The 10,419-nt window shown below is 72.9% G+C and carries 9 protein-coding genes and 2 pseudogenes; 4 read left to right on the top strand and 7 right to left on the bottom strand.

Annotated features, from left to right (window positions below; genetic code table 11):
* From ACIQU6_RS26590 to ACIQU6_RS26580, 3 genes and pseudogenes are all read right to left on the bottom strand, one after another.
* Positions 1-94: pseudogene (locus ACIQU6_RS26590) on the bottom strand (transcriptional regulator); the annotation flags it as partial.
* Positions 95-276: 182 nt separating this feature from the next.
* A complete protein-coding gene (locus ACIQU6_RS26585) occupies positions 277-1,932 on the bottom strand; it encodes an LCP family protein (RefSeq protein WP_403484185.1) in 1,656 nt (551 codons plus the stop codon).
* Complete coding sequence (locus ACIQU6_RS26580) at positions 1,925-2,494, bottom strand: DUF6542 domain-containing protein (protein ID WP_403484184.1); 570 nt, start codon at positions 2,492-2,494, stop codon at positions 1,925-1,927. Before ACIQU6_RS26580 ends, ACIQU6_RS26585 begins: the two co-directional genes overlap by 8 nt.
* 391 nt (positions 2,495-2,885) lie before the next feature.
* Between ACIQU6_RS26580 and ACIQU6_RS26575 the strand changes: the two genes are divergently transcribed.
* The 4 genes from ACIQU6_RS26575 to recX all read left to right on the top strand — a co-directional run bounded on the left by ACIQU6_RS26575 (position 2,886) and on the right by recX (position 6,457).
* Positions 2,886-3,080, top strand: a complete 195-nt coding sequence (locus ACIQU6_RS26575; RefSeq protein ID WP_403484183.1) for a DUF3046 domain-containing protein — start codon at positions 2,886-2,888, stop codon at positions 3,078-3,080.
* Positions 3,081-3,215: 135 nt separating this feature from the next.
* Positions 3,216-4,439, top strand: a complete 1,224-nt coding sequence (locus ACIQU6_RS26570) for an AI-2E family transporter (RefSeq protein WP_403484190.1) — start codon at positions 3,216-3,218, stop codon at positions 4,437-4,439.
* A gap of 221 nt (positions 4,440-4,660) precedes the next feature.
* Positions 4,661-5,779, top strand: coding sequence for a recombinase RecA (gene recA, locus ACIQU6_RS26565; protein ID WP_403484182.1), 1,119 nt, complete (start codon positions 4,661-4,663; stop codon positions 5,777-5,779).
* 6 nt (positions 5,780-5,785) lie between these two features.
* Entirely contained in the window at positions 5,786-6,457 is a 672-nt protein-coding gene (gene recX / locus ACIQU6_RS26560; protein ID WP_403484181.1) for a recombination regulator RecX, read from the top strand.
* 564 nt (positions 6,458-7,021) lie between these two features.
* Here the strand turns inward: recX and ACIQU6_RS26555 are convergent.
* The 4 genes and pseudogenes from ACIQU6_RS26555 to ACIQU6_RS26540 form a co-directional block, all read right to left on the bottom strand.
* Complete coding sequence (locus ACIQU6_RS26555; protein ID WP_403484180.1) at positions 7,022-7,426, bottom strand: rhodanese-like domain-containing protein; 405 nt, start codon at positions 7,424-7,426, stop codon at positions 7,022-7,024.
* Positions 7,426-7,965, bottom strand: a complete 540-nt coding sequence (locus ACIQU6_RS26550; protein ID WP_403484179.1) for a cysteine dioxygenase — start codon at positions 7,963-7,965, stop codon at positions 7,426-7,428. The genes ACIQU6_RS26555 and ACIQU6_RS26550 overlap by 1 nt, the downstream gene beginning before the upstream one ends.
* 97 nt (positions 7,966-8,062) lie before the next feature.
* The gene (locus ACIQU6_RS26545; RefSeq protein ID WP_342456959.1) at positions 8,063-8,149 is read right to left on the bottom strand and encodes a putative leader peptide; all 87 of its coding nucleotides are present in this window, start codon (positions 8,147-8,149) and stop codon (positions 8,063-8,065) included.
* Between the two features lie 490 nt (positions 8,150-8,639).
* Positions 8,640-10,325, bottom strand: a pseudogene (locus ACIQU6_RS26540) (FAD-dependent monooxygenase); the annotation flags it as partial.
* Positions 10,326-10,419 lie beyond the last annotated feature (94 nt).

The raw sequence follows: 10,419 nt of genomic DNA, 5'->3' as shown, positions 1-10,419 counted from the left end.
CCAGTGCCCAGACGATGTGCAGTCTGGGGGGTGAGGCCAGCAGGCCGAACACCCCGGCCGCCTCGGCCAGCACCTCGGCGGACGGGTCGGCCATCCCACCCGTCCCCTTGCCCGCGCCCTCGACGCTCTTCACCACTGCGGCACTCCCCGTTGCTGGCCCCGGACGGCTCAGTTTAGGCGGCGAGCCCCCGGCCCGTACGGCCGCCGGTGCGGGTGGGACCCCGGATACGACCGGGGTGTGCGGGGCTGCCGGCTCCACCGGCGGCCCCGCGGGCATCAGTTGACGCAGGGGATGCCACCCTCCTTGACGGAGTCGCCGGCGAAGGCGTTGTCGGACGGGGCGGACGAGGGAGAGCTACCCGATGCGGGCTCGTCCGCGGACTTCGCCGGGGGGTTCGCCCCGGCGGCGGGCGGGGCCGTGAAGTCGGCGCCGAGGATGACCTGGACGCGCCCGGCGGGCACCGAGGCCGAGGAGACCGGCGTCGCGGTGTGCAGGCGGTCGGCGATCTGCTGGGCGGCCTCCTGGGCGCCGGACCCGTAGAGGACCGTGGTCCGCTGTCGGGGCGCGGCGTTGCCCGTGGTGCCCGCGGTGTAGCCGAGGCCGGCCAGCGCCTTGAGCTCCTCGGCCGCCGCCCCCTTCTTCGTCCCGCCCGACCCGTTGAGCACGTCCACGGTGGCCGGGGCGGCCTTCGTGGACGGCGATGGTGCCCCGCTGTCCGAGCCGTCCCCGGAACCGGACTTCTCACCGATCATCGACTGCACGATGGACCGGATCTTCTCCTCGTCCACGAGGTTGACGGACTCCCGGTTACGGGTGGCGAAGCCGGCGATCGGCAAGGTGTGGAACACCACGTTCCCGCCGGTCAGGTTGGTGGCCTGCTGCGCGAAGTCCAGGACGTCGAACTTGCTGTCGATGACCAGGTCCTTCTTCACCACGTCGAACAGCCCCTGGAGCTTGCCGAGGTCCGTGAAGACGCCCTGGCTCTTGAGCTTGTGGGTCACCGAGGAGATGAACGCCTGCTGGCGGTGGGTCCGGTCCAGGTCACCGCCCTCCAGGCCGTGCCGCTGCCGGACGAAGGCGAGCGCCTGCTTGGGGTCGAGCTGCTGGTGGCCCGCCGGGAAGTCCGCTCCCGAATAGCGGTCCTTGACCGGGTGCTTGAGACAGACCTCGATGGGCTGGAGCACCTTGGCGATGTCGTAGAAGCCCAGCAGGTTGACCTCGGCGAAGTGGTCGATCGGCACCTGGAGGAAGTTCTGCACGGTGGCCAGCGTCGCCTCGCGGCCGGCCTCCCGGCTCCGGCTCTCCAGGTCGGCACCCTTGACCCCTTGGGCGGAGAACTTGTTGTGGGCGGTCGTGTAGGCGTTGGCGTACGCCTCCTTGACCTTGAAGTGCCCCTGGGAGCTGCCGTCCCCGTTGAACGTCTGCACATAGTCGTCGCGCGGGATGGAGAACGCGGTGACCTTCCCGCCGTCCGCCGGAATGTGCATCAGGATCAGGGTGTTGGTGTTGTAGTACCCGATGTCGCTGGAGCCGGCGTGCAGTTGGTCCTTGACGAACTCCCGCGGCAGGTCGTTGCCGTCCATGTCCTTGCGCGAATCCAGGCCGATCAGCAGCAGGTTGACGGAGTTGTCCAGGTGCTTGGGCGCGTTCTTGCCGCCGATCGCGTTGAGCGCGTCGGAGGTGTTCAGCCCGCTGCTCACCCAGTTGTAGGCCGCCCAGGAGACCCCACTGGCCAGGAGGACCAGTGCCGAGGAGAGGGCCAGCGCGGTCCGTCCGGCGACGACCAACGGGGAGCGCCGCCGACCGCCGCGCCCGTTCGCCGGGCGGCGGCGCGCGGCCCGACCGCCCGAGCCCCCGGGCTTCGGGTCGTCCGGCCCGTAGGGGTCCGCTCCGTACGGACTCCGCCCGTAGGGGCTCCGCTCGTCATGCACCGCTGTTCCTCCTGCTCCGCTTCCGGCCGCCGTGCTGGCCGGCCCGTACGCCCCGTATTGCCAGCACCACGATCAGCACCGCCTCGGCCGCCGCCATGGCCGGAAAGCCGTCCACGGCCCACCGCACCGCGGCCGTCGTCAGGCCCTTGCTCCCGACGGTGGTGGCGCCCGCCACCTGCTCGCACACCACGGTGATCACCGCCGCGGCCAACGGGGGCGCGGATATCAGCCACCAGGCGCCGGCCCGGGTGCAGGACTTCGCCGCCAGCGCCGCACCGAGCGCCGCGGCCACCGCGAACCCCCAGCCCGGTCGGCCCGCGAGTGCCGTCTCCAGCGCGGCGCCCACGGCCGCCACCACCAGCGCTACCAGGGCGACCCGGACCGCCCGGTGTCCGTCGCCCGCCCGGGAGCGCGACCCGGCCCGGCCGGGAGCCGGCCCGGTGTCGATTCCCGGCCGATGGTCTCCTCGGCGTCGGGGGCCCGGCACCCGGCGTGAGGCCGGTGCCGCATCCCGCGCCAGGTCGTCGTACCCGTTATGGGCATCGGTGCGCTGACCTGTCATTCGCATCCTTCGGACAGCCGGACCGGCGTGGCGGTCTCGGGGCATCCTGCGCGCGGCAGGAGAGGGTGGTTCCGGCCAGGAAGACGACGGATACGCCGAGCCGGTTTCACATTTGACTGCTTGATTGCGCAATCTAGCAAGTGTGACGAGGTGGTTTGGACCGGCCTCGGGGGGTGTGCCGCGGGTTCCGAGGAGGGGGACGGCCCGATCCGGAGGCGCCGTCGAGCACGGGTCGCGGGCCCCTGGAGTGCCGTCCTGTACCGGTCGTCACTGGCCTTCCGCGTGGCGCCGGCGGTATGAAGGGGGCTGGGCTCAGAAGCCTCCCGGCTGCTCGTACGGGGTGGCGGAAGCCGGGAAGTGTACAGGCCAACGTGGGTGCGAGGCGGGAATCATGCGGTTGACGGTGTTCTGGGAGCGGATGGCGGACCACTTCGGGTCGGCCTACGCCGACTCGTTCGCCCGTGATCACGTGATGACGGAGCTCGGCGGCCGCACCGTGCACGAGGCACTGGCGGCCGGCTGGAGCGCCAAAGAGGTGTGGCGGGTGGTCTGCGCGGTCATGGAGGTGCCGCAGAACAAGCGGTGAGCTGGTCGGGGCCGGTTGTCGGTGCGGTGCGCGACACTTGGCAGCGTGTGCGTGACAGACGAGATCAACGGCCACGACGGCCCCCGCCCCGACGATCCGCCGCGGGACCGGTCCGACGACCGGCGTGAGGCGCGGATGCCGCGGTGGCTGCCGCGCGCCATGGTGCTCGCGCTCGCCCTGGTGGCCTGCTTCCAGCTCGCCACCTGGGGCTTCCACCAGTTGATCGGTCTGTTGCTGAACGTGCTCATCGCGTTCTTCCTGGCGCTGGCCATCGAGCCGGCCGTCGACTGGATGGCCGGCCGCGGCATGCGGCGCGGGCTCGCCACCGGCCTGGTCTTCCTCGTGATCGTCGTCGCCTCGGTCGGCTTCGTCACACTGCTGGGATCCATGCTGGCCGGCCAGATAGCCACCATGGTCGAGGAGTTCCCGCAGTACCTGGACTCCGTCATCAGCTGGATCAACAACACCTTCCACACTCACCTGTCCCGGGTGCAGGTGCAGAACAACCTGCTGAATTCGGACTGGTTGCAGAAGTACGTCCAGGACAGCGCCAACAACGTCCTGGCCATCTCCGCACAGGTGTTGGGCGGGCTGTTCAACCTCCTCACGGTCGCGCTGTTCTCCTTCTACTTCGCCGCCGACGGCCCCCGGCTGCGGCGGGCGCTGTGCTCGGTGCTGCCGCCCCGGCGGCAGGCGGAGGTGCTGCGCGCCTGGGAGATCGCGGTCGCCAAGACCGGCGGGTACCTCTACTCCCGCGGCCTGATGGCGCTGATATCCGGGGTGGGGCACTACGTCCTGCTGGAGATCCTGGGCGTGCCCTACGCGCCGGCGCTCGGCATGTGGGTCGGCCTGATCTCGCAGTTCGTCCCGACGATCGGCACCTACCTCGCCGGGGCGCTGCCCATCCTGATCGCGTTCACCGTCGACCCCTGGTACGCGCTCTGGGTCTTCGGCTTCGTCGTGGTCTACCAGCAGTTCGAGAACTACCTCCTCCAGCCCCGGATCACCGCCAAGACCGTGGACATCCATCCCGCCGTCGCCTTCGGCTCGGTGATCGCCGGCACGGCGTTGATGGGTGCGGTCGGTGCGCTGATCGCGATACCGGCGACCGCGACACTGCAGGCGTTCCTGGGCGCGTACATCAAGCGGTACGAGGTCACGGCCGACCCACGGGCCCGCCTGCGGGCGCGGGGCCGGGGTGGGGCGTCGGACGGGGACGTCGACGGGGGCGCTGCCGAGGGTGCCGAGCCGGCCGCGGGCCGGGAGTCGGAGGGCGGTGCGCCGGCCGGCGAGCGTGACGATGGACGGGGCGGCGAACGGGACGGCGTGCCGAGCGGGGTGCGGGGCGGCGCGGCGTGACTGCCGGGGCCCGCTGACGCGGTGGGCGGCGCGCTTGACACCAAAATCGAACATCCATTCTCATGAGGGGGCCGGCCGCCTGACGCGGCTCCGGCCCGCGGAAATCCCGGGCCGTCCGCGGAGTTATCCACAGGTCGGAGCCGGGTCCGGGCGCATTGTCAGTGGCAGGGGTTAGCGTCATGGACGTGAAGCGATCGACTCAAGCAAACCGGGTGGAACCCATGGCAGGCACCGACCGCGAGAAGGCGCTGGACGCCGCACTCGCACAGATTGAACGGCAATTCGGCAAGGGCGCGGTCATGCGCATGGGCGAGCGGTCGAGGGAGCCCATCGAGATCATCCCAACCGGCTCGACCGCCCTCGACGTCGCGCTCGGCGTCGGCGGCCTGCCGCGCGGCCGGGTCGTGGAGATCTACGGACCGGAGTCCTCCGGTAAGACCACGCTGACCCTGCACGCGGTGGCGAACGCCCAGAAGGCCGGCGGCCAGGTCGCGTTCGTGGACGCCGAGCACGCCCTCGACCCCGAGTACGCGCAGAAGCTCGGCGTCGACATCGACAACCTCATCCTGTCCCAGCCGGACAACGGCGAGCAGGCCCTGGAGATCGTGGACATGCTGGTCCGCTCCGGGGCGCTGGACCTCATCGTGATCGACTCCGTGGCCGCCCTGGTGCCGCGGGCCGAGATCGAGGGTGAGATGGGCGACTCGCACGTCGGCCTCCAGGCCCGCCTGATGAGCCAGGCCCTGCGGAAGATCACCAGCGCGCTCAACCAGTCCAAGACCACCGCGATCTTCATCAACCAGCTCCGCGAGAAGATCGGCGTGATGTTCGGCTCCCCGGAGACCACGACCGGTGGCCGCGCGCTGAAGTTCTACGCCTCCGTCCGGATCGACATCCGCCGGATCGAGACCCTCAAGGACGGCACCGAGGCGGTCGGCAACCGCACCCGCTGCAAGGTCGTCAAGAACAAGGTCGCGCCGCCCTTCAAGCAGGCCGAGTTCGACATCCTCTACGGCCAGGGCATCAGCCGCGAGGGCGGCCTGATCGACATGGGCGTCGAGCACGGCTTCATCCGCAAGTCCGGTGCCTGGTACACCTACGAGGGCGACCAGCTCGGCCAGGGCAAGGAGAACGCCCGCAACTTCCTGAAGGACAACCCCGATCTCGCCAACGAGGTCGAGAAGAAGATCAAGGAGAAGCTGGGCGTCGGTGTGAAGCCGGAGGAGATCCCGGCGGAGCCCGGCGCGGACGCCGCCGGCCCGGCGGAGGCGCCGGCCAAGGCCGCACCTGCGGCGGCCAAGAGCACCAAGGGCTCCAAGGCCGCGGCGGCCAAGAGCTGACGCGCCATGACACGGCGAACGGAATGGCCGGACAGCGCCGGCTTCGGTAGCGCTGCCGGCGACGCCGAGAACCGTAGCGGCCGTCGGAGGCGCGGCGCCGGCCATGAGGACGGCGCCGCAACCGGGGACGGCGGTGGTTCCCTCCCGTCGAGGGCCGGGTCGGGACCACCGCGTACGCCCGAGGAGCAGGCGCGGGCGATCTGCCTGCGCCTGCTCACTGGGAATCCGCGCACCCGCAGGCAGTTGGCTGACGCCCTGCGGGAGCGGGGCATCCCCGACGAGGCCGCGGAGGAGGTGCTGGCCCGCTTCGAGGGTGTCGGGCTGATCGACGACGCGGCGTTCGCCGACGCCTGGGTGGAGTCCCGGCACCACGGCCGGGGCCTGGCCCGCCGCGCCCTGGCCCGGGAGCTCCGCACCAAGGGCGTCGACTCCGCCCTGATCGACCAGGCCGTCGGTCGCCTCGACGCGGAGCAGGAGGAGGTCACCGCCCGCGAGTTGGTCGACCGCAAGCTGCGCGCGACCCGTGGCCTGGACCGCGACAAGCGGCTCCGTCGGCTGGCCGGGATGCTGGCCCGCAAGGGCTACCCGGAGGGCCTCGCCCTCCGCGTCGTCCGCCAGGCCTTGGAGGAAGAGGGCGAGGATCCGGACCTCCTGGACCACCATCTCCCGGACGCCTGAACGGGGTTGAGGGACGGGAGACGGAATGGCCGGAAGCCGAGAGGGTCGGTGGGGAGTCGGTGGGGGCGGGGGAGACGAGCGGTTGGGCGTCGGCGGATGCCTGCTCCGCTGGACTGGGGATACCGGTAGCCGGTGGTGTCGGCTACCGCTGAACTGCCGTGATTCGGGGGCTGCTTCGGCCCGGGCTGCGGTCAGTCGGGCGGGCGTGGTTTCCCGTGGCGCGTCGGGTGGCGGCGGTCACGGGCGCTCGCTTGTCTCGCCCGCGTCTGCCGTGCGGGGTCGGAACGCCGGGACGGAAACACCCAGTTCGGCGGCGGAGCGTGAACAGGCGGCACCGCCGTGAACGGCGCAGCGCGGCATGCTACGGCAGCGTGCCGCGCCACAATCAACCGAGTTGGACCGGGCGGCGGGACGAGAGGGCGGCCGAGGGGGTGCGCCAGTTTGCGCGGCGAGTCGGGCGACACGACTCCTCAGTCCGTCAACTGTCCCCGACCTGCTGGCTCTTCAGCTCATCGACCACTCAGCGGTCCGCCAACTCCCCGTCCCACCCGGCCCGTCGACTGCTCAGTCGTTCAACTCCTTGCCGATGGGCGGGGGTTCGACCGGTAGGCCGGAGCGGCGCCAGGACTGGAAGCCGCCGACCAGGTCCGTTGCGCGGTGGAGGCCCAGGTCGTGGAGGGAGACCGCGGCGAGGCTGGAGGCGTAGCCCTCGTTGCAGATCACCACGACGGGCAGGTCATGGCCGGTCGCCTCGGGGGCGCGGTGCGCACCCGTCGGGTCGAGCCGCCACTCCAGCTCGTTGCGCTCGACGATCAGCGCCCCCGGGATGGCGCCGTCACGTTCGCGCAGCTCGGCGTAGCGGATGTCCACGAGCAATCCGCCGGCCTCCTGGAGCGCCGCGGCCTGCGCGGGGTCCACCCGGGTCAGCTTTCGTCGGGCCCGGGCCAGCAGTTCGTCGACGGCGCTCATCACCACTCCTCGGGGCGTTCGATCTCCTCCAGCCGCAGCACCGGTCCGTTGCGGCTGTACCGCCGCATCAGCGGCAGCGGGGGGTAGTAGGCGTGGACGGAGACGGCGTGGGTGTCGGGGGAGAGATTGAGGACCTGGTGGACGTGGTGCGGGCCGAACGCCCGGCCGCGACCGTCGCTGAGCCGGCGCTCGCGGTCGACGCCGTCGGCGAGTTCCAGGGTCTTCCACCCCTCGGTGGGGAGCGCGGCGGCGAGGGACTGCTCGGTCAACTCCCCGGCGGCCGCGGCGAAGGCGCCGCTCGAGCCACCGTGGTCGTGCCACCCGGTGCCGGTGCCGGGCGGCCAGCCGATCAGCCAGGCTTCGCTGCTGCTTGGCCCGTCGAGCCGGATCCAGGTGCGGCCCTCCGGATCGAGCGGGAGCGAGGCGACCAGTGCGCGGTCGGCTGCGGTACGGCGGGCGAAGTCGAGGAGTTGGGCGGCGCTGGGGCCGCCGTCCTGGGCGCGGGCGGGCGGGCGCGCGGGGATCTGTACGTCGGGCACGGAAACCGTCCTGAGTGATCGTGAGGGGCGCGGGCGCCGGGACTCGGGCGCGGCCGCGCGGGGAACGCCGCCGCGACGACGGCCGCGGCGGGCGGGATCAGCAGGACGGACGACACATGCAGCCCGCGTAGCGGACCAGGTCCAGATGGACCCTCCGCCAGAACCGCGAGCCGTGATCAGTCATCTTCGGAGTGAAGCACGGAGCTTCCCGGAGGGTCAACCGGCGGGGTGGGGTCCGAGGGGGCTGCCATCGGGCTCGGCGTCGGCCCGGTCAACGGGTGTGGAACGGGAGCCGCTACCGCTTCGGTCGCGGAGCCACCGGAGCCACCGAAGTCAGCAGGGCCTCCAGAGCCACCAGAGTCACCGGAACCGTCGGAGCTCTCGTCCCCGCCACCGCGCCCGTCTCCGCTTCCGCGCCCGCCCCCGTCGGAGTCGCCGTCCTTGTCGGAGCTGTCCCCACCCTCGGAGTCCTCGGCGCCGACGCGATCACCGGAATCCTCGCGACCATCGGCGCCACCCCGGGGCGGCGGGACGTCCTCGGGCGTCGGCACGTCCCCGGTCTTCGGGATGCCCCCGGCATGCGCGACACGCCCGTCGCCCCCCTCGGCAAGGTGCCGTGCGCCGCTCTCGCCGTCTGGCTGTCGCGCCGGCCCGTCCGTGCCCGTGCCGCGTTGCGCCGAGCCCGACGGCCCCCCGCGGACCGCGTCCGCGCAGGTGGCCAGCGCGTCCGGGCGGACGCCGGACAGGGCCGCGACCAGATGGCCGTCCGGCCGCACCACCAGCACGGTGTGCGCGGCGGCGCCCGGGTACCCCTCGGTGACCAGGATCTCGGCGCGCATCGGCAGGGCGGCGACCGCGTCCGTCAGACGGGGCATCAGCCCGGCCGACTGCCAGTGCCGGCGGTCCCAGACGCCGGTGCCGGGCGCCACCAGCACCACCAACAACCCCCGCCCGAGCCGGTCGCGGAGCCGCACCGGGGAGCCGTCGGAGGCGGTCACCGGCACGTTCGTCACCGGGGCTCCCGGGGCGGTGCCGACCGTCGTCTCGCCGGGCAGTCCCGTCGGCGCCGCCAACGGCGTGCGCGGATAGCTCGGGGCCGCGCCGAGCGGGCCGCGGCCCAGGTGGCCGTCGGTCAGCAGGGTGCTGCGGCCGCGCGCCGCGCCCGGCAGCACCGTCCGCCAGCGCACCGCGCCGCCGTCCCGCAGCAGCGGCAGCGCCGAGTCCGCGGACCGCAGCCGGGCGGCGACCGCGCCCCGGCGCTCGACCTGGTAACTGTCCAACAGGGCTTCGGTGGCGCCGTGGTGCCAGGCCAGGCCCAGCTTCCAGGCGAGGTTCTCGGCGTCCCGCAGGCCCTCGTCCAGGCCCTGGGTGCCCAACGCGCCCAGCAGATGGGCGGCGTCGCCGGCGAGGAAGGTGCGGTCCTGCCGCCAGGTGCGGGCCAGCCGGTGGTGGACGGTGTGCACGCCGGTGTCGAGGAGTTCGTAGGGCGGGACGAGGCCGCCGTGCCCGCGCCCGTCCGCCGCGGTCTCGTCGCCGGGCGCGTCCGCGTCCGCCGCCCAGCCGGCCAACGAGTCGCGGATCCGGGCCACCAGCGCGTCCGGGGTCACCAGTTCGCGCCCCGGGGGCAGCAGCCAGTCCAGCCGCCAGACCCCGCCGGGCAGCGGGCGGGCGGAGACCTCGCTGACCCGCCCGCCGCCGTGCCGCGCCGGTGAGCGGTGCAGCAACGCCTCGCCGGGCCAGGGGAGTTCGGTGCGCAGCGAGGCCACCGCGTGGCGTTCCACGGCGGTGCGGCCCGGGAAGCGGATGTCCAGCAGCTTGCGGACGGTGGACCGCGGGCCGTCGCAGCCGACCAGGTAACTCCCGCGCCACCACGTACCGTTGGCGCCGCGGGTCTGCGCGCTGACGCCCTTGGCGTCCTGCTCGACGGCGGCCAGCCGGCTGCCGGTGACGACCTGGGCGAGCGGTTCGGTGGTCAGCGCGGCGCGCAGCGCGCGGGCCAGCGCGTGTTGGGGGAGGTGCATCGGGGGCGCACCGGTGGCGCCCCCGTCCCGGTCCGCGCCGGCCGTGCCGTTCGCGCCCCCGGGGCCGTCGGCGGCGAAGACGACGCGTTCCAGCAGCCGGCGGCGGCGCATGGTGCGCCACGCCGACCAGCGGGCACCGGCGCCGGCCAGGGTGTCCGCGCAGCCGAGCCGGGCGGCGAACGCCGCGGTGTCCGGGCGGAGCACGACGGTGCGGGCGGGCCGGGACTCCTCCCGGCCGTCGGTCTCGTCGAGGACGACGACGGGCACCGCGTGCCGGGTCAGCGCGACGGCGAGGGCGAGACCGACCGGGCCGGCCCCGACGACGATCACCGGCTCCACGGGGCGGCTCCCTGGATCCGGCGGTACGTACGGGACGTGCGGGAACTGGCAGAGGGAGGCCGGTGCGTGATCACACAGCGTATGCAACCCATTG

The sequence above is a fragment of the Streptomyces sp. NPDC090442 genome (genome assembly GCF_044769405.1).
Classification (GTDB): Bacteria; Actinomycetota; Actinomycetes; order Streptomycetales; family Streptomycetaceae; genus Streptomyces.
This window is presented reverse-complemented; position numbering and strand designations above follow the sequence as displayed.